This is a genomic window from Limnohabitans sp. TEGF005, assembly GCF_055394835.1.
The window spans coordinates 329,534-347,102 of record NZ_AP029226.1 but is presented as its reverse complement, the minus strand read 5'-3'; the positions used below and the strand labels follow the sequence as shown (position 1 = coordinate 347,102).

General features: G+C 60.3%; 18 protein-coding genes. 7 read left to right on the top strand and 11 right to left on the bottom strand.

Features of this window, described 5'->3' with window-relative positions:
* Positions 1-46: 46 nt before the first annotated feature.
* The gene (locus ACZ5RG_RS01590) at positions 47-676 is read right to left on the bottom strand and encodes a c-type cytochrome (RefSeq protein WP_298601153.1); all 630 of its coding nucleotides are present in this window, start codon (positions 674-676) and stop codon (positions 47-49) included.
* Between the two features lie 168 nt (positions 677-844).
* Here ACZ5RG_RS01590 and yihA point away from each other — a divergent pair, with 168 nt between their 5' ends.
* Complete coding sequence (gene yihA / locus ACZ5RG_RS01585; RefSeq protein ID WP_298601167.1) at positions 845-1,516, top strand: ribosome biogenesis GTP-binding protein YihA/YsxC; 672 nt, start codon at positions 845-847, stop codon at positions 1,514-1,516.
* A gap of 60 nt (positions 1,517-1,576) precedes the next feature.
* Positions 1,577-2,533: an alpha/beta fold hydrolase gene (locus ACZ5RG_RS01580; protein ID WP_298601164.1), complete on the top strand. Its 957-nt coding sequence runs from the start codon at positions 1,577-1,579 to the stop codon at positions 2,531-2,533.
* A gap of 10 nt (positions 2,534-2,543) precedes the next feature.
* Here the strand turns inward: ACZ5RG_RS01580 and ACZ5RG_RS01575 are convergent, their stop codons facing one another.
* Both ACZ5RG_RS01575 and ACZ5RG_RS01570 read right to left on the bottom strand, forming a co-directional pair.
* Positions 2,544-3,410 (bottom strand): LpxL/LpxP family acyltransferase, encoded by an 867-nt coding sequence (locus ACZ5RG_RS01575; RefSeq protein WP_464447623.1) that lies wholly within the window; start codon positions 3,408-3,410, stop codon positions 2,544-2,546.
* Positions 3,411-3,421: 11 nt separating this feature from the next.
* On the bottom strand, positions 3,422-4,255 hold the full coding sequence (locus ACZ5RG_RS01570) for a lysophospholipid acyltransferase family protein (protein ID WP_464447622.1): 834 nt from the start codon (positions 4,253-4,255) through the stop codon (positions 3,422-3,424).
* A 185-nt stretch (positions 4,256-4,440) separates the two neighbouring features.
* On the opposite strand from ACZ5RG_RS01570, the gene ACZ5RG_RS01565 reads away from it, so the two are divergent.
* The 3 genes from ACZ5RG_RS01565 (at position 4,441) to groL (ending at position 7,211) form a co-directional block, all read left to right on the top strand.
* On the top strand, positions 4,441-5,049 hold the full coding sequence (locus ACZ5RG_RS01565; protein ID WP_315235153.1) for a helix-turn-helix domain-containing protein: 609 nt from the start codon (positions 4,441-4,443) through the stop codon (positions 5,047-5,049).
* A gap of 141 nt (positions 5,050-5,190) precedes the next feature.
* Positions 5,191-5,478: a co-chaperone GroES gene (groES, locus tag ACZ5RG_RS01560; RefSeq protein ID WP_019429824.1), complete on the top strand. Its 288-nt coding sequence runs from the start codon at positions 5,191-5,193 to the stop codon at positions 5,476-5,478.
* An 86-nt stretch (positions 5,479-5,564) separates the two neighbouring features.
* A complete protein-coding gene (groL, locus tag ACZ5RG_RS01555; protein ID WP_019429825.1) occupies positions 5,565-7,211 on the top strand; it encodes a chaperonin GroEL in 1,647 nt (548 codons plus the stop codon).
* 150 nt (positions 7,212-7,361) lie between these two features.
* Here the strand turns inward: groL and ACZ5RG_RS01550 are convergent, their stop codons facing one another.
* The 8 genes from ACZ5RG_RS01550 to tal form a co-directional block, all read right to left on the bottom strand.
* Positions 7,362-8,144 (bottom strand): DUF411 domain-containing protein, encoded by a 783-nt coding sequence (locus ACZ5RG_RS01550; protein WP_464447621.1) that lies wholly within the window; start codon positions 8,142-8,144, stop codon positions 7,362-7,364.
* Positions 8,145-8,155: 11 nt separating this feature from the next.
* Positions 8,156-8,656, bottom strand: a complete 501-nt coding sequence (locus tag ACZ5RG_RS01545) for a cupredoxin domain-containing protein (RefSeq protein ID WP_464447620.1) — start codon at positions 8,654-8,656, stop codon at positions 8,156-8,158.
* Between the two features lie 72 nt (positions 8,657-8,728).
* Positions 8,729-10,180, bottom strand: a complete 1,452-nt coding sequence (locus ACZ5RG_RS01540) for a multicopper oxidase family protein (RefSeq protein WP_464447619.1) — start codon at positions 10,178-10,180, stop codon at positions 8,729-8,731.
* A gap of 2 nt (positions 10,181-10,182) precedes the next feature.
* On the bottom strand, positions 10,183-11,592 hold the full coding sequence (locus ACZ5RG_RS01535; RefSeq protein WP_464447618.1) for a TolC family protein: 1,410 nt from the start codon (positions 11,590-11,592) through the stop codon (positions 10,183-10,185).
* A 74-nt stretch (positions 11,593-11,666) separates the two neighbouring features.
* Complete coding sequence (locus ACZ5RG_RS01530; RefSeq protein WP_298601131.1) at positions 11,667-11,990, bottom strand: hypothetical protein; 324 nt, start codon at positions 11,988-11,990, stop codon at positions 11,667-11,669.
* Between the two features lie 157 nt (positions 11,991-12,147).
* Complete coding sequence (locus tag ACZ5RG_RS01525) at positions 12,148-12,477, bottom strand: J domain-containing protein (protein ID WP_315137981.1); 330 nt, start codon at positions 12,475-12,477, stop codon at positions 12,148-12,150.
* 107 nt (positions 12,478-12,584) lie between these two features.
* On the bottom strand, positions 12,585-14,120 hold the full coding sequence (gene pgi, locus ACZ5RG_RS01520; RefSeq protein WP_464447617.1) for a glucose-6-phosphate isomerase: 1,536 nt from the start codon (positions 14,118-14,120) through the stop codon (positions 12,585-12,587).
* A gap of 2 nt (positions 14,121-14,122) precedes the next feature.
* Entirely contained in the window at positions 14,123-15,070 is a 948-nt protein-coding gene (gene tal / locus ACZ5RG_RS01515; protein WP_464447616.1) for a transaldolase, read from the bottom strand.
* A gap of 173 nt (positions 15,071-15,243) precedes the next feature.
* Here tal and zwf point away from each other — a divergent pair, with 173 nt between their 5' ends.
* On the top strand, positions 15,244-16,707 hold the full coding sequence (gene zwf, locus ACZ5RG_RS01510) for a glucose-6-phosphate dehydrogenase (RefSeq protein ID WP_298596404.1): 1,464 nt from the start codon (positions 15,244-15,246) through the stop codon (positions 16,705-16,707).
* Between the two features lie 15 nt (positions 16,708-16,722).
* Positions 16,723-17,568, top strand: a complete 846-nt coding sequence (locus tag ACZ5RG_RS01505; protein WP_019429835.1) for a MurR/RpiR family transcriptional regulator — start codon at positions 16,723-16,725, stop codon at positions 17,566-17,568.
* Position 17,569 lies beyond the last annotated feature (1 nt).

Below are 17,569 nucleotides of genomic sequence, written 5' to 3'. Positions count from 1 at the left end.
GAATGCCCTGTGTGACGTGGCCGGGGGCCGGGGGCCGGGTGGCCGCTCAGCGCAGACCGGCGATGTAATCGGAAACGGCCTTGATTTCGCGGTCGTTCATCTTGGCGGCGACCTGGGTCATCTGGACGCTGTTCTTGCGAACACCGTCACGGAATTGCACCAGCTGGGCTGCGGTGTAGTCGGCGTGTTGGCCAGACATGCGGGGGTATTGGGCAGGCATGCCAGCGCCGTTAGGCGAGTGGCAGCTGGCGCAAGCGGCGATCTGGCGGTCTGGAATGCCACCACGGTAAATGCGCTCGCCCAAAGCCACGGTGTCTTTTTCTTTGGCAAAACCGGGCTTGGCTTGTTTGGAAGCGAGCCAGTAGCTGATGTTGCGCATGTCGTCATCGCTCAAGCCGGCCACCATGCCGCTCATCACAGCGTTGGCGCGTTTGCCTGACTTGAATTCATGCAACTGCTTGATCAGGTATTCGGGGTGTTGCTGCGACAGCTTGGGGTTGACCGGGGTGGTCGAGTTGCCGTCAGCGGCGTGGCAGGCCACGCACATGGCAAAAGCGGCTTCGCCTTTGGCCAGATCGGGCTTGGCCACCACCGGCGCAGGGCCAGCAGCCAATGCAGAGCCCGCGACAAAAGCGGACAAGGTGGCGGACATCAGGAGAGAAACAATTGACTTCATGGTCGTCGTCCAAAAGTTGGAAGAATGGGCGCAAAACCCAAGGATTCTACAATGAGGTCTGCGTCAGTTTCCTGACGACCCAAGGCCCCCTGATTTATGAGCTCCAGCCCCCGCGTTTCTCCCACCTCGACCCCAGCCGCGCCAGCCACCCCTGCAGCGGTCACGCCCATGGGCTGGATGCACACCGCGCGCTTCCTGACCACCGCCGCGCAATTGCACCATTTGCCCGAGATGGACACCCCTGAAATCGCCTTTGTGGGTCGATCCAATGCAGGCAAGTCCACCTGCATCAACACCTTGACGCAGAAAAAACAGCTGGCTTTTGCGTCCAAAAAACCGGGCCGCACCCAGCACATCAACCTGTTTGCCCTGGGCAAGCAAGGCATCACCGACACGGTGTTGGCCGACTTGCCGGGCTACGGCTACGCCGCCGTGGCCAAAATGGACAAGCTGCGCTGGCAGCAGGTCATGGCCAACTATTTGGTCAGCCGCGAAAACCTGACCGGCATCGTCATGATGTGCGACCCGCGCCATGGCCTGACTGAGCTGGACGACATCCTGCTCGAAGTCATCCGCCCCCGGGTCGAAGAAGGCCTGAAGTTTTTGATCATCCTGACCAAAGCCGACAAGCTCACCCGCGCCGAGCAGGCCAAGGCCTTGTCGATTGCGCGACTGCAAGCGGGTGGCGGCGAGGTGAAACTGTTCTCGGCCCTGAAAAAACAAGGCGTGGACGAGGTGGCCAAGCTGCTGTGGGACTGGACCCACCCCGCCGCGGGCATGGCGCCTGCACCTGCCCCAACCGAGCCGCCCGAAGAAGAACCCGAAGCCCTGGACGAGTGAACCCCAGCTGCTGAGCCCACTGGATCACCGCCGCACAAGGAGTGATCCCGCGTGTCCCCGATGCACCCTGACATTCAGACCTGGCAGCAAGACCTGCCCCACGGCATCACCTTGAGCTGCCGTGCTTGCGGCGAAAAAGGCCGGCCTGTTTTGATGTTCCTGCACGGCTTTCCCGAAGCAGCCTGGGTATGGGATGCGTTGCTGGTCTACTTTTCAAAGCCCGAAAACGGCGGCTACCGCTGCGTGGCCCCCAATCTGCGCGGCTACGAGCGGTCCAGCGCCCCCGAAGATGTCAAGGCCTACCGGGCCAAGTACCTGGTGCAGGACATCGTGGCATTGATCGAGGCCGAGTCTGGCCCAACCCCACTGGCCGCTTTGGTGGCCCACGACTGGGGCGGCGCTGTGGCCTGGAGCCTGGTCAACCAGCACCCTGAGCAATTGGACCAACTGGTCATCATCAACTCGCCCCATCCCGGTCCGCTGCTCAAGGCCCTGCAAAGCCACCCGGCACAACAGGCGGCCAGCGCGTACATGAATTTTCTGGTCCAAGCCGATGCTGCGGCACAGTTGGCCGCCAACGACTTTGAAGGCTTGTTTGCTTTTTTGACCGGCCAACATGCCACGGCTGCATCGCCCACAGACGGCCTTCGCGCACCGACACATCCGGATTGGCTCACGCCCGAAGTCAAAGCCCAATACCGCCAAGTCTGGCAGCACGGCCTGCAAGGCGGTCTCAATTACTACCGCGCTTCGCCCTTGCGGCCAGCCACCGCACAAGATCCAGGGGCTTCGGGTGTGCAGATTCCGCCAGAGGCGCTGCGCATTGACGTGCCCACGCTGGTGCTGTGGGCGCAAGACGACGTGGCTTTGCTGCCCTGCCTGACCGAGGGGCTGGACGCTTACATCGCCGACCTGAAGGTGGTGCCCATTGAACACGCCACGCATTGGGTGGTGCACGAACAAGAGGCGCGGGTGCGCTCAGAAATAGCGGCCTTCCTGAAGCCACAGCCCGCATGAAACGTGGCGCTCAGTAAAAACCTGGCTCGCCCTCAGGCCGCGTCTTGAAGCGCTTGTGCACCCAGTAATACTGCTCGGGCATGGTGCGCACCCAGTCGGCCAGCAGCGCGTTCATGCGGGTGGTGTCCTGCACCAGATCGGCCGTGGGGAAGTTGTCCAGTGGCGCATGCACCTCGATGTCGTAGCCCGCAGGCGTCATGCGCGTGACCACCGGCACCACGCGGGCACCGACCACCTTGGACAAACGCGACAGCGAGGGCACTGTGGCTGCTTTTTCGACGCCCATGAAGGGCACAAAAATCGACTCCGTGCGCCCAAAGTCCATGTCGGGCGAAAGGTGCAAAGGCTCGCCTTTTTTGATGCCCGCCAAAATTTGGCGCATGCCCTGATGCCGAAAATAGGGCCGTACATTGCCTGACCGCTCACGCCCTTGGCGCACCCAAGCCTCGACCGCCGGACGCGACTGCCCCACAAAAATGAAAGCCACCGGCCCGGGCACATCCAACGATACCGCCAGGCCGCCCGCATCCAGACCGACAAAATGCGGGGCAAACATGACCAAGGGGCCTGGCGCTTGCAAAGCAGGCAAGTCGCCCACCCAGCGCAGGCGTTGCCGCACCAAAGCCTCGGGCGCGTGCCAAAGCCAGGCACGGTCCATCACCGACTGTCCAAACGAAATCAAGTGCCGAAAGGCCAAAGCCTCGCGTTCGGCGGCGGACAACTCAGGCAGGCACTTTTGCAAATTGACCTGCACAATCCGGCGGCGCTTGCCAGCCACATGCCACAACAGCCAGCCCAGCCCATAGCCAGCAGCCCTGACCCAAGACAAAGGCAGGCGCGCAAAAAGGCGCAAAAGAGCGATCAGCAAATTCACCATGGGATTTCAGCTCAGGCCTGGGCCTGCCGGGGATTCTTGTAACGGGCATAGCCCCAGATGTACTGCGAAGGGCATTGCAGGATCAAGGCCTCCATGGCCTGGTTGATCTGCACCACCGCAGTGTCCAGATCGTCTGACAGGGCATGACCCAAGGCCTGGGTGTGCAAACGGTAGCCGCGCCCCCATGGCAAGCGCTCGCCCCAGATCAACACCACGCGGGCACCGGTTTGCAAAGCCAGCCGGGCGGCCAGGGTCATGGTGTAAGCCGACTGGCCAAAGAAGGAGGCCCACTGCCCCATGCCTTCAGGCGGAACCTGGTCAGGCAGCAAACCCACCGCACGCCCCGAACGCAGCGCCTTGATCATGCTCCGAACGCCCGCCAAAGTAGTGGGCACCGCTTCCAGCCCAGTGCGCTGGCGGGCCAACGTCATGACTTCGCCCAAACCGGCATGGCGGGCGGGACGGTACAGCACCGTCAAAGGGCCGTGTTGCGCAGAAAACCGCAAGGCCAAGGCCTGGGCCGTGATCTCGAAGCAACCCATGTGCGGGGTCAAGAACAACACGCCTTGGCCGCTGGCATACGCCTCCACAGCGGCGCGGTCATCGGCCCAAACCACGGGCGGCGTGCTGCCCAGCCACAAACGCGGCAATTCGGCCGACATGCGTCCGGCTTGCCCCACGGCTTGCCAAACAGCGCCCCAGCCCAGACCTGCGCGGCGCGCATTGTCCAAAAACCGACGTCTGTAATGCCCCGAAAAACACCAAGCCAGCCAGCCCCCCACGCTGCCAAGAGCGTGCAGGGCCCACAAAGGCCATCGGGAAAAGAAACGGAACCAACTGAGCATGGGGGGTGATTTTGCCCTGAACTGACAACGACATCGACAAACCGGAGAAGGCGGGGGACAGCTACCTGTTTTTGTTCATTCCGCTACCGGTTCATGCCCCACCGCGACAGCAAAGCGCGCCATAACATTCAAAGGTCCCAAAAACTTCAAACCTCTCTTTGCACGGCTCACTTGAAGAATCCACCATGAAAAACACCCACATCAATCAAGCCTATTTCAGCACCAGCCAAGCAGCCAAAGTGCTGGGCCTGTCGGTAGGCACCGTCCAACGCATGGTGGAAAACGGCGTCTTCAAAGCCTTTATCACGCAAGGGGGACACCGCCGAATTTTGTCCTCGTCTCTCAGCCAGTATTGCAAGCAGCATGGCTGCCAGACTTCAACCACCGAGGTCGTCAGACCCTTGATTTGCGTTTTGCACGACAGCCAGCACCAACCCGCCGCTTTGGGCAAATTGGGCCAATGGGAGCAGGTCAAGGTCATCACCCACCCCTTGGATCTGTTGGGCATTCACCAGACTGTGGGGGCTTTTTTCATCGATGCCCGGATTCCGTGGCTGCACGCTTCGCCGCTTGATTTGCAAGAAAAACTGATGCACAACGCCCACATCGTCGTTTACAACAGCAGAGAACTGCCGCCCAGCAGCCCTTTGCACCTGTCCCCAAAAATCAGCCTGTTTGAGGGCGACATCAGCACCGACCTGGTTTTTGGCTACCTTTTGGGCACGGCGCACGCCCACGACGCAGATTCGGATGAGACAAACACCCTCCGTGAAAACACCCCAATGGCGGCTTAGCACTTGAAATGAGTCCAAATGCCCTTATCATTAGCACTCGATGGAGTTGAGTGCTAACAAGCGCCCTTCTCCTCAGATTTCAGCAGCACCCTTTTCAGGTGCTTTTGTTTTTCAACCCTTGTTTCAAATCCAGGAGATTCCATGAAACTGCGTCCTTTGGGCGATCGCGTGATCGTCAAGCGTATCGAAAGCGAAACCAAAACAGCCTCGGGCATCGTGATCCCCGATTCGGCTGCTGAAAAGCCAGACCAAGGTGAAGTCTTGGCCGTCGGCCCTGGCAAAACCAACGACAAAGGCGATCTGAAAGCCTTGACCGTGAAAGTCGGCGACCGCGTGCTGTTCGGCAAATACAGCGGCCAGACCGTCAAGGTCGACGGCGACGAGCTGTTGGTCATGAAAGAAGAAGACCTGTTCGCGGTAGTGGAATAACTTGCGGGACAGACCGAACGACGCGCGAAGCGCCCGTTCGCTCTGTCCTCAACTGATCAAATCAATTTAATTCAGGAGCTATCAAAATGGCAGCAAAAGACGTAATTTTCGGCGGCGAAGCCCGCGCACGCATGGTTGAAGGCGTGAACATTTTGGCCAACGCGGTCAAAGTGACTCTGGGCCCTAAGGGCCGTAACGTGGTTCTGGAGCGTTCTTTCGGCGCCCCTACCGTGACCAAAGACGGTGTGTCTGTGGCCAAGGAAATCGAACTCAAAGACAAGCTGCAAAACATGGGCGCGCAGATGGTCAAGGAAGTCGCTTCCAAGACGTCTGACAACGCTGGTGACGGCACAACCACCGCGACCGTGTTGGCTCAAGCCATCGTGCGCGAAGGCATGAAATACGTGGCTGCAGGCATGAACCCCATGGACCTGAAGCGCGGCATCGACAAAGCGGTTGCCGCTTTGATCGAAGAGTTGAAGAAAGCCACCAAGGCCACCACAACGACCAAAGAAATCGCCCAAGTCGGCTCGATCTCTGCCAACAGCGACCACAGCATCGGCGACATCATCGCCAAAGCCATGGACAAAGTGGGCAAAGAAGGCGTGATCACTGTCGAAGACGGCAAGTCTTTGGACAACGAACTCGACATCGTTGAAGGCATGCAATTCGACCGCGGCTACCTGTCGCCTTACTTCATCAACAACCCCGAAAAGCAAGCAGCCTTGCTGGACAACCCCTTCGTGTTGTTGTTCGACAAGAAGATCAGCAACATCCGCGATCTGCTGCCTACATTGGAAGCCGTTGCCAAAGCTGGCCGTCCTTTGTTGATCATTGCTGAAGAAGTCGAAGGCGAAGCCTTGGCGACTTTGGTGGTCAACACCATCCGCGGCATCTTGAAGGTCGTGGCTGTCAAGGCCCCTGGCTTTGGTGACCGTCGCAAAGCCATGTTGGAAGACATCGCTATCTTGACCGGCGGCAAAGTGATCGCTGAAGAAGTGGGCTTGACACTCGAAAAAGTGACTTTGGCCGATCTGGGCCAAGCCAAGCGCATCGAAGTGGGCAAAGAAAACACCATCATCATCGACGGCGCTGGTGCAGCTATTGACATCGAAGCCCGCGTCAAACAAGTGCGCGTGCAAATCGAAGAAGCCACTTCTGACTACGACCGCGAAAAGCTGCAAGAGCGCGTGGCCAAGTTGGCTGGCGGTGTTGCCGTGATCAAGGTTGGCGCAGCCACCGAAGTCGAAATGAAAGAAAAGAAAGCCCGCGTTGAAGACGCCCTGCACGCGACCCGCGCTGCTGTGGAAGAAGGCATCGTGGCTGGCGGCGGCGTGGCATTGCTGCGTGCACGTCAAACCGCTGGCGTCATCAAAGGCGACAACGCTGACCAAGAAGCTGGTATCAAGTTGGTGTTGAAAGCCATCGAAGCGCCTCTGCGCGAGATCGTGTACAACGCCGGTGGCGAGCCATCGGTGGTGGTGAACGCGGTGTTGGCCGGCAAAGGCAACTACGGCTTCAACGCCGCCAACGACACCTACGGCGACATGATCGAAATGGGCATTCTGGACCCTACCAAAGTGACACGCACTGCTTTGCAAAACGCAGCGTCTGTGGCCTCTTTGATGTTGACCACCGAGTGCATGATTTCCGAAGCGCCAAAAGAAGAGTCCGGCGCTGGCGGCATGCCTGACATGGGCGGCATGGGTGGTATGGGCGGCATGGGCATGTAAATGCCAAGCCGGTCAAAAGGACCAGGCGGGTGCACCCTGCCTTGTCTGTCACCCCGGGCTTGACCCGGGGTCCATGACCCCAAAAGCCCCGCAAGGTGAAAGCCTTGCGGGGCTTTTTTTATGGGCGTCACCACCGCTGTCAGCGTAAGCTCACATCGCCGCAGCTTCGATGTTGACCACCCAGTAGGCGCCGTTTTCTTGTACCGCCTGAAAGCGCACTTTTTGGCCCACCTGCAAGGCATCAAGCTGCTCAGGGCGTTTGACCTGAAACACCATGCTCATGGGCGGCATATCGAGGTTGGGGATCTCAGCGTGCTTGAGCGCCACTTTGCGCGTGGCCTTGTCGATGCGGCGCACTTCGGCGCTGACCCAGGGCAAGGCCACTACGCCAGCGCCAGCGCCACCGCCGTCACTGGCTCTTTGCATGCCCCCGCGCTGGGCCATGCGGCCTTGGCCTGGATAGCGTTGAAAACTTTGGGTGCTGCCGTCTTTTTGCACCAGCAACACGTCGTAAGCGTCTTTTCGGCCTTTGTATTCGGGGCCGTCCATACCAGGGCTGCCAATGGGCATACCGGGCACCGACAGACCCAAAGCAACAGGCCGCGTCTTGAGCAGGCGGTGGATGTCGGCGGCAGGCACATGGCCCTCGATGACGTAGCCGCCCACGGTGGCGGTGTGGCACGAGCCCAGCTTCTCGGGCATGCCCAAGCGCTTGCGGGCAGCGGTGTTGCCCACGTCACGCACCTCGACCTTGAAGCCGCTGGCTTGAAGGTGCTCTACCCACAGTTGGCAACAACCACAGTTGGGGTCTTTCCAAACTTGCACCAGGGTGGCCTGCGCCAGCGCGGTGCGCTGAAAACCGGTAATGGCCAACAAGGCGGCGGCTGCAAGCCATTGGCGTCTTGAAGGGATGGTGAATTGCGAATTTGTCATGGCTTTACACCTTATTTGACGGTGATGCGGCCGACCATACCGGCTTCAAAATGGCCTGGAATCAGGCAGGCAAATTCAAAGCTGCCTGCGCGGTTGAAGGTCCAGACGATGGCCCCTTTCTGGCCCGCGTTCACGTGCGCCATATAGGGTTCGTCGTGTTCCATACCCGGGTGCTTTTTCATCATCTCGGCATGCGCCTTCAGCTCTTGCGGCGTGCCGATCACGATCTCGTGCAGCGTCTTGCCCGCGTTCACTGCCACCAATCGCACGGTATCGCCCAGCTTGATCTGGATCTCTTTGGGCGCGAAACGCATGTCGTCACTCATGCGGATCTCGATGGTGCGTATGGCTTTTTTCGGATCGCCTGCGATGCCCCAGTCTTTTTGCTCGGCAGGTGCGGCTTCCTGGGCTTTGGCATGGTGGCCTTGATGGGCAGCAGGCGAATGCGCGTGGGCCGCAGGCAGGGCCAGCAGGCCAGCGCTCAACAACAAAAAGGTCAGTGATTTGTTCATGGGAATTCCTGAAAAGTGAATGTGAATGTGAAGACCCAAGCTCCGACTTGGCGAAGGTGCTCAGGCGCGTGCTCAGTGGTGTTTGTGGCTTTGGGGCTTGCGTGCATTGGCAGCAGGTGCCGCAGGTGTGGCAGATGCGGCAGATGCGGCGGCGGGCGCGGGTGCATCCGGCGCACGCGGCGTGTCCATCACCGGGCCCGTGTATTCATGCGCTTGCGTGCCCAATGGTTGTTTGTAATCGCCGGGGTCACTGTAATCACCGCGCTTTTGCTCAGCCCGCACTTTGAGCGTGGTGAACATGCCGCCCATCTCCACCGGGCCATAAGGGCCGGTGCCGGTCATCATGGGAAAGGTGTTGGCGGGCAACTCCATTTCCATTTCGCCCATATCGGCCATGCCCCGCTCACCCATGACCATGTAGTCGGGAATGAGTTTGCCGATTTTTTGCACCAGACCCCGATGGTCCACACCGATCATGGTGGGCACATCGTGGCCCATGGCCCCCATGGTGTGGTGGCTCTTGTGGCAGTGCATGGCCCAGTCGCCGGGCTCGTCAGCGACAAACTCCAGCTGCCGCATTTGGCCCACGGCCACGTCGGTGGTCACCTCGGGCCAACGCGCCGTTTTGGGCACGGGGCCGCCGTCGGTGCCGGTCACCTCGAACTCAACGCCATGGATGTGCACCGGATGGTTGGTCATGGTCAGGTTGCCCACGCGCACGCGCACCCGGTCGTGCAGGCGTGCCACCAGCGGGCTGATGCCCGGGAACACGCGGCTGTTCCAGCTCCAGATGTTCTGGTCCAGCATGGTGTTGACGTTGGGCGTTTTGGCACCCGGCGTCACATCAAACGCGTTGAGCAAAAACGCGTAATCGCGGTCCACCTCGGCGATCAGCGGATGCGGGCCTTTGGGGTGGGTGATCCACAGGCCCATCATGCCCATGGCCATTTGCGTCATCTCGTCAGCGTGCGGGTGGTACATGAAGGTGCCGGGGCGTCGCGCCACAAACTCGTAAACCCAGGTTTTGCCCACGGGGATCTGCCTTTGGTTCAAGCCTCCCACGCCGTCCATGCCATTGGGCAGGCGCTGGCCGTGCCAGTGCACGGTGGTGTGCTCGGGCAATTTGTTCGTCACATAAATGCGCACCTTGTCGCCCTCAACCACCTCGATGGTCGGGCCGGGGCTTTGACCGTTGTAACCCCACATGTTGACGACAAAGCCCGGTGCCATTTCGCGCACCACCGGCTCGGCCACCAGGTGGAACTCTTTCACACCATCCTTCATGCGAAAGGGCAAGGTCCAACCGTTCAGGGTGACCACCGGCTTGTAGGGACGCCCTGCGCCCGTCACGCCCGGAGGGGTCCAAGGCGGCGCGGTGTCGGGGCGGGTCTGAATGACGGGCTCGGGCAAGGCGGCCAATGCGCTGCGGCTGACAGCCGTAGTGGCGACAGCAGCCCCTGCCACAGTACCCGCCACGCTGCCTGCGGCGGCCATGGCTTTATGAAAAAAATCTCGGCGTTGCATGGTCAGTGTCCTGCGGTGTTGGGGTTGGTGGGTTTGGACGTGTCAGCGGCATCGGTGCCCGGCGCATAAGGCAAGCCAGCCAGTACGGCGGACAGGTCGGCTTGTGCCAACCAGGCCTGGCGCTGCGCTTGCAAGGCCGCGGATACGCTGTCGATGCGGGTGCGGGCGCTGGCCAACAAGTCCCAAGTGCTTTTGAGCATGCCGTTGTAACGCAGCCCGGTTTCTTGCAAGAGCTCGGTGTGTAAACGCAGCACTTCGGCCTGCGTGTTGTGCGCCGTCTGCAGGGCCACCTGCAAAGCGGTCACCGCCACTTGCACCTCGGCCCGCACCTGGCGTGCCAGCCGATCGGCCTGTCGGCGCGCTTGCCAAGCGGCCTCCACCTCGTGGCCCCAGCGAAGGGCACGCGGGTTCCACAACGGTGCATCTTGGCCCGCCTGTTCGCTCAGGGCTTTTTCTGCCGCTTGCAAGTCTGCTGCGCTCAGCCCCAGCCCTGCCATCAGGCGTTGGGCCTGCAAGTCGTCCAAAACCCAGCGCAAATTGGCCTGGAGTGCCTGCGCCTGCAAAGCCGCCACATCGGCCAGCGGGCCAAGCGCTTGCACCTCAGGCACACCCGATGTCACCAGAACAGGCACTTGCTCTGCCATTTGCGCCGACGTTTGCGCCGACGTTTGCGCCGACGTTCTGTCTGTCAGCAGCTTCGGCAAATGCAAGGGTAAATGCAAGGGCAACTGCTGCGCCATCGCCTGCACCGCCATACCGGCACCGACGCGTTGCCACAGCGCATGGCTTGCGCGCTCAGCTTGCAACTGGGCATTGTCCAAGCGTGTACGGGCCTCCCACAGCGGCAGCTCTTCCTGAATTTGGCGTGCACGACTCCAGTTGCCGACCTGCGCCATGCGTTGGCCCAACTCGGCCCCGGCTTCTGCCACCGCCAAAATGTCCCGGCTGAGCGCCACCGACTGGCGACTGACCACTGCATCGACCCACAGCTTTTGCACTTGCCAGCGCAAAGCCGCCGCTTGCTGGCGCACTTGGGCCTGCTCTAAGGCACTCATGCCGGGTTTGAGCCACTGCGCCTCGTCTTGCAAGGCCAAACGGATGGCCCGTGCCAGCGTCAGCTGACCGGCCTCGGAAGTTGCAGGCACATCCTGTGTCTGCGGCGTGTTGTTTTTCTCCCAGCGCAGCAGATCTGCATGGCCACGCGGAAACTGGCCCACTGCTTGGTTGGCATCCTGCCAGCTCAACGGGGCCTTGCCTTCACGACCCGATGACGGGGCAGCAGACGTTGCCGTTTGCCCATGGCCGAGGGCAGGCTCACTGTGGGTTTGCGCCATGGCTTTGGGCCCCATGACCGTCAGCAAGGCAGCGAGCAGGGTTGATGCACCCTGCATGCGTTTTAAAAATAGCTTCATACCAATTTCCTGAACGAAACGAACACGGCAACTGCTTGCCTCAGTGGCAAGCAGACGCAGCTGTGGCGTGAAACTCAGGAAATCGGGGGTTTGATCAGCGGCGAAGTTGCCTGGCCTGCAGGTTGCCGTGCCTCACCGATGGGCAGTGGGTGAGACTGAAACACGGGCAACACCAGTGGCCACAAGGCCAAGCTGGCGCTTTGATGGCACACGCCACACAGCTGACAAGCCGCATCATGGCAATCGGCTTGGGGATGGGCGTCATCACGCGCAGCCTGAGACGGCGCAATGCCTTCATGGCAGTCATGGGCCGCCTGCGCCTCAGGGCCAGCGTGTGGCATGGCGCTGGCATGAACCTGTGTTGACGGGTGATGTGCGCTGCTTTCTGGCATGGTCATCCAAGCCCCGGCCCACAGCCGCAAGGGCATCAAGCAAAGCAGGAAACAAAGAAAAAAGTGGCGCATCTTTTGATCATATGCCAACACCTGCCGCCCGTGCAGACCCAAGCCACAAGACCTTGGTGCTGACACCCAATGAACGCCTCGAACCCAAGACTCAAACAAAGGCGTGCAGGCGCCCACGTTGGTCGTAGGTGGTCAAAAAAGGCTGGGCATTTTGGAGTGAGGCCCCCGATGTGGTGATGTGCACCACCGGGGAAACAGGCCGAGGGCGCGGCACTCGGCAGCTGACGTCGTAAGCGCGACGCCGTTCCGGTTGGCACAAAACTGCGTAGGCTTGGTTGAGGCGGGCCATCTTGGCCGCCATCAAGGCAGATGCGCCTAATTGGCGGTCTGGGTGGTAGCGCTGCGCCAATGCGCGGAACGCCGCCCGAATAACTTCGGGTTCGGCCTGCGGTGTGACACCGAGTTCAGCGTAGAGGTCCATGGCGTTGTCCATGGATGAATCATAAAATATGAATACATTTAAATTAACTAAAAGTGATAAATTAAACGTATCAAATTGTTAAAAATCAGGCGCTACGCCCTCCACGCTCAAGCACGCAAGCGCTGCAACAAAGCTGCCGTCGAAGCGTCAAGCCCCGTCGCGTCACCCGACATGATGCGCGCATGGATGTCTTTGGCCAGCACTTTGCCCAGCTCCACGCCCCACTGGTCAAAACTGTTGATGCCCCAGACCGAGCCGCTGACGAAAACGCGGTGTTCTTGCAAGGCAATCAGCGCACCGAAGCTGGCAGGTGTCAACTCATCGAGCAACAAAAACGTGCTGGGCCGGTTGCCCGTGAAGTGCTTGTGCCCGCCCTCGTCGGCCTTGCCCAACATCAGGGCCTGCGCCTGCGCGATCACATTGGCCAGCAACAATTCGTGGTGGTCTTTCAGGCTGTGCGTGGGCTTTTTCACGGCAATGAACTCCAACGGCACCACGTCGGTGCCCTGGTGCAGCATCTGAAAATAAGCGTGCTGGCCGTTGGTGCCCGGCTCGCCCCACAACACCGGTGAAGTGCCATAAGGCAGCGCATGGCCATTGCGGTCCACGCGTTTGCCATTGCTCTCCATCTCGAGCTGTTGCAAATACGCAGGCACGCGTCGCAAAGCGCTGTGATACGGCGCAATCGAGCGGCTGGTGTAGTTCAAAAAGTTGCGGTACCAAACATCGAGCAGGCCCAAACGCACAGGCAAATTGGCCTCGGGTGGTGCGGTCTGAAAGTGCTGGTCCATCGCGTGTGCACCGGCCAACAGGTCTTTGAAACCCTGAGCGCCAATCGCAATGGCCACCGGCAAGCCAATGGCTGACCACATGGAATAGCGACCGCCCACCCAATCCCAAAAGCCAAAGGTGGTGCTGATACCGAACTCGGCTGCAGCCGCCACGTTGGTGGTGAGTGCCGCAAAGTGGCGGGCGACATCGTGGCCGCCTTGCGCCTTGAACCAAGCCTGCGCCGAACGGGCGTTGGTCATGGTCTCGGTGGTGGTGAAGGTTTTGGATGCGATCAAGAACAGCGTGTTCTCAGCTTTCAAGCCCTTGAGCACAGCGGCCAATTCGTGTCCGTCCACATTCGACACAAAGTGAAAGCGTTTGCCCGGCATGACAAAGTCTTGCAGCGCCAGCACCGCCATTTGCGGCCCCAGGTCTGAGCCCCCAATGCCAATGTTCACCACATCGGTGATCTGTGCGTCAGCGCGAATTTGCTCAGCGTAAGCCAGCATGGGCTTCAGGGTGTCGTGCACCTGCGCCAGGGGTTCGGCCAATGGGCCAACCAAAGAACCCTCGGGTTGCCGCAGCAACCAATGCATCACAGGCCGGTCTTCGGTGTGGTTGATGTGCTCGCCCCGAAACATGGCATCGCGGTGCGCGGTCAAACCGGTTTGGCGGGCCAGCTCTTGCAGCAGCGCTTCGGTGGCGGCATCCACATGGTTTTTAGACAAATCGGCGAACACATGGGCCGCTTGCTGGCTCAGGGCATCGGCACGCTGCGCATCGGCGGCAAAAGCACTGCGCAAATCAAAGTCGGCAAAGTGGGCCGCGTGGGCCTGCAAGGCCGTCCAAGCCGGGGTTTGATCACAACGCATGTTCAGGCCTTCTTCATCATGTCTTCCAACTTGACCGCATCGGCGCAGAAGGCGCGGATGCCTTCGGCCAGCTTCTCGGTGGCCATCGCGTCTTCGTTCAGCGCCAGGCGGAACGAAGCTTCGTCATAAGCCACCGCGGGCAAGTCCATCGTTTTCGCGGCAGCGGCGTCGAGTGCCAAGCCCAAAGGCGCATCGGTAGCGGCCAGCTGGGCCAACAGCTCAGGGCTGATGGTCAGTAAATCGCAACCGGCCAAAGCCGTGATCTGGCCCACGTTGCGAAACGACGCGCCCATGACTTCGGTGGCGATGCCGTGTTTCTTGTAGTGGTTGAAGATGGCCCGCACCGACTGCACACCGGGGTCGTTCGCGCCCGACTTGGCAGCCTCGTCCCAGGCAGCGCCAGCGGTCTTTTTGTACCAGTCGTAAATGCGGCCCACAAAAGGCGAGATCAGCTGCACTTTGGCTTGGCCGCAGGCCACGGCCTGGCAAAACGCGAACAACAGCGTCAGGTTGCAGCGGATGCCTTCGCGCTCCAGCTCGGCTGCGGCCTGAATGCCTTCCCAAGTCGAGGCGATCTTGATCAACACGCGCTCACGCTGAATGCCTTGCGCCTCGTACAGCGCCATGATGCGGCGGGCCCGCGCCACGGTGGCGGCAGTGTCAAAGCTCAGGCGAGCGTCCACTTCGGTCGAGACACGGCCGGGAATGGTCTTCAATATTTCGCAGCCAAAACGCACCAGCAATTGGTCCATCACCACGTCCAGCGGCTGGCCACGGTGGGCCGCCACAGACTCGGTCAGCAAGGGCGCGTATTCGGGCTTTTGCACCGCCTTGAGGATCAGCGACGGATTGGTCGTCGCGTCTTGCGGCTGAAACTGGGCCAATTGCTTGAAGTCACCGGTATCGGCCACCACGGTGGTGAATTGTTTGAGAGCGTCGAGTTGGTTCATGGCGTTTCGTACAAGTTGGCAAAAATGGTGACGAACATCCGTCAGGGTGGTTGCCGCTGCAACAGCGGCATGCCTGCAGATGAAATATTTGTCGGGTATTTAAAAGCTGGCTTGAATTATCCGTGAAACAAAGTTACATTACAAATCAATTTTTCATGTAACTCAAGAACATCATGGCTTTTGATCTTGTTTTCTTTGGCGGCACGGGCGATCTGGTCTGGCGCAAACTCATGCCTGCCTTGTTTCAGGCCTTCCGTCACGACACGCTGCCCGAAGGCGGTCGCATCATCGGCGTCGGCCGCGATGACCTGACGGACGAACAATACCGCCAGCAAATTCAGTCGCGCTTTGAACAGGTCGAAGGCGACAAGCGCCCCAACCCTGAAGAATTTGCCCGCTTTGCCAGCTTGCTGTGCTACGTGCGCATGGACTTGTCCAAGCCAGAGGCATACGCCACGCTGTCAGCCCGATTGGCCGAGCGCGAAACCGACAACGTGGTGATGTATTTGTCCACCGCACCCAGCTTGTTCACCACCGTGTGCGAGCAACTGGCCGCCAACGGGCTGAACACGCCCAAGACCCGCATCGTGCTTGAAAAACCGCTGGGCCACGACCTGGCCTCCAACCGCGCCATCAACGAAGCGGTGGGCAAGGTCTTCAAAGAGCAGCAAATTTTCCGCATCGACCACTATCTGGGCAAACCTGCGGTGCAAAACCTGTTTGCCATGCGCTTTGGCAACGCCCTGTTTGAACCCCTGTGGCGGCGCGAGCACATTGCCAACATCCAGATCACCATGTCCGAAGAGCTGGGCGTAGAAAAACGCGGTGGCTTTTATGAGACCACCGGCGCACTGCGCGACATGGTGCAAAACCACGCGCTGCAGCTGCTTTGCGCGATCGCCATGGAGCCGCCCATCAACGCCCATGCCGACGCGATCCGCGACGAAAAACTCAAAGTGCTGCGTGCCTTGAAACGCTGGACGCCCGAAACGCTCAGCCAGCATGTGATTCGGGGCCAATACAGCGCGGGCAACATCTTTGGCCAGGCTGTACCGGGCTACCGCGACGAGCCAGGCGTAAACCCCAGCAGCGGCACCGAGACCTTTGTGGCGCTGCGCACCGAGATCGCCAACTGGCGCTGGGCGGGCGTGCCGTTTTACATCCGTACCGGCAAGCGCATGGCCTCGCGCGAAGCGCACATCGAGATCAATTTCCGCCAGACACCGCACGAGATTTTCAAGAGCCCAGTGGGTCATGCCAACAAACTCGTCATCCACCTGCAACCCAAGGACGGGCTGGAGCTGCACCTGTTTGCGCAAGGCCAAAGCAAGCGCGGCGAAGGCAGCAGCGGGGCCACCCTGAGCCCAGTGCACCTGGATCTGGACTTTGACAAGCGCTTTGGCAGCCAGCGCGTGGGCGCTTACGAACGCCTGCTGCTCGACGTGCTCGATGGCCGCCTGAACCTGTTCGTGCGCAGCGACGAACAAGAAGAGGCTTGGCGCTGGGTCGAGCCGATCCTGCAACACTGGAAAAACGACACCATTGGCCCACGCCCCTACGCTGCGGGCACCTGGGGCCCAAGCGCATCGAGCGCGATGATTGCGCGCGACGGCTTTTGCTGGTCCGAAGAAATTTAAACCGAAAGACACACCATGCTCGAACGAATCAAGGCTTCTTTGCCCTCCCTGGCCCCGGCCGAGCAACGTGTGGGCAAGCTGGTGCTGGCCGATCCTCGGGCTTTTGCCAACTTGCCGGTCACCGAACTGGCCGATCGCTCGCATGTGAGCAAACCGACTGTGGTGCGTTTTTGCCGCAGCATGGGCTACGACGGCCTGTCCGACTTCAAACTCAAACTGGCTGGCAGCGTGAGCGAGGGCGTGCCCTTCATCCACCGCAGTGTGGACGTGGACGACAAAACCAGCGACATCGCGGTCAAGGTGATCGACAACACGGTGGCGGCGTTTTTGAAGTACCGCAACGATGCCAGCTCGTTTGCTTTGGAGCACGCTGCCCAAGCCCTGGCCGCGACCCAAAAGACCAACCGACGCATCGAGTTTTATGGCGTGGGCAACTCCGGCATCGTGGCGCAAGACGCACAGCACAAATTCTTTCGCCTGGGCGTCAACGCCATTGCCTACAGCGACGGCCACATGCAGGTCATGAGCGCCTCGATGCTCAAGCCAGGCGACTGCGCTGTGATCATCTCCAACTCGGGCCGCACCCGTGACCTGATGGACGCCTGCGACATCGCCAAAAAGCAAGGCGCGACCACCATCGTCATCACCGCCAGCGGCTCGCCCTTGGCCAGCGCCGGACACATCCACCTGACAGCCGACCACCCCGAGGGCTACGACAAATACAGCCCCATGGTCTCGCGCCTCTTGCACCTGCTGATCATCGACATTTTGGCCACCACGGTGGCCCTGCGCATTGGCGAAGAGTTGCAGCCCAATCTGCGCGACATGAAAAACAACCTGCGCAGCAAACGCTACACCTGAG

Coding starts and splice junctions, on each gene's coding strand:
- yihA (WP_298601167.1), top strand. CDS start 845: ATGGGCTGGATGCACACCGCGCGCTTCCTGACCACCGCCGCGCAATTG.
- groL (WP_019429825.1), top strand. CDS start 5,565: ATGGCAGCAAAAGACGTAATTTTCGGCGGCGAAGCCCGCGCACGCATG.
- ACZ5RG_RS01540 (WP_464447619.1), bottom strand. CDS start 10,180: ATGCAACGCCGAGATTTTTTTCATAAAGCCATGGCCGCCGCAGGCAGC.
- pgi (WP_464447617.1), bottom strand. CDS start 14,120: ATGCGTTGTGATCAAACCCCGGCTTGGACGGCCTTGCAGGCCCACGCG.
- zwf (WP_298596404.1), top strand. CDS start 15,244: ATGGCTTTTGATCTTGTTTTCTTTGGCGGCACGGGCGATCTGGTCTGG.
- ACZ5RG_RS01590 (WP_298601153.1), bottom strand. CDS start 676: ATGAAGTCAATTGTTTCTCTCCTGATGTCCGCCACCTTGTCCGCTTTT.
- ACZ5RG_RS01530 (WP_298601131.1), bottom strand. CDS start 11,990: ATGACCATGCCAGAAAGCAGCGCACATCACCCGTCAACACAGGTTCAT.
- ACZ5RG_RS01580 (WP_298601164.1), top strand. CDS start 1,577: ATGCACCCTGACATTCAGACCTGGCAGCAAGACCTGCCCCACGGCATC.
- ACZ5RG_RS01570 (WP_464447622.1), bottom strand. CDS start 4,255: ATGCTCAGTTGGTTCCGTTTCTTTTCCCGATGGCCTTTGTGGGCCCTG.
- ACZ5RG_RS01505 (WP_019429835.1), top strand. CDS start 16,723: ATGCTCGAACGAATCAAGGCTTCTTTGCCCTCCCTGGCCCCGGCCGAG.
- ACZ5RG_RS01550 (WP_464447621.1), bottom strand. CDS start 8,144: ATGACAAATTCGCAATTCACCATCCCTTCAAGACGCCAATGGCTTGCA.
- groES (WP_019429824.1), top strand. CDS start 5,191: ATGAAACTGCGTCCTTTGGGCGATCGCGTGATCGTCAAGCGTATCGAA.
- ACZ5RG_RS01545 (WP_464447620.1), bottom strand. CDS start 8,656: ATGAACAAATCACTGACCTTTTTGTTGTTGAGCGCTGGCCTGCTGGCC.
- ACZ5RG_RS01525 (WP_315137981.1), bottom strand. CDS start 12,477: ATGGACCTCTACGCTGAACTCGGTGTCACACCGCAGGCCGAACCCGAA.
- tal (WP_464447616.1), bottom strand. CDS start 15,070: ATGAACCAACTCGACGCTCTCAAACAATTCACCACCGTGGTGGCCGAT.
- ACZ5RG_RS01535 (WP_464447618.1), bottom strand. CDS start 11,592: ATGAAGCTATTTTTAAAACGCATGCAGGGTGCATCAACCCTGCTCGCT.
- ACZ5RG_RS01565 (WP_315235153.1), top strand. CDS start 4,441: ATGAAAAACACCCACATCAATCAAGCCTATTTCAGCACCAGCCAAGCA.
- ACZ5RG_RS01575 (WP_464447623.1), bottom strand. CDS start 3,410: ATGGTGAATTTGCTGATCGCTCTTTTGCGCCTTTTTGCGCGCCTGCCT.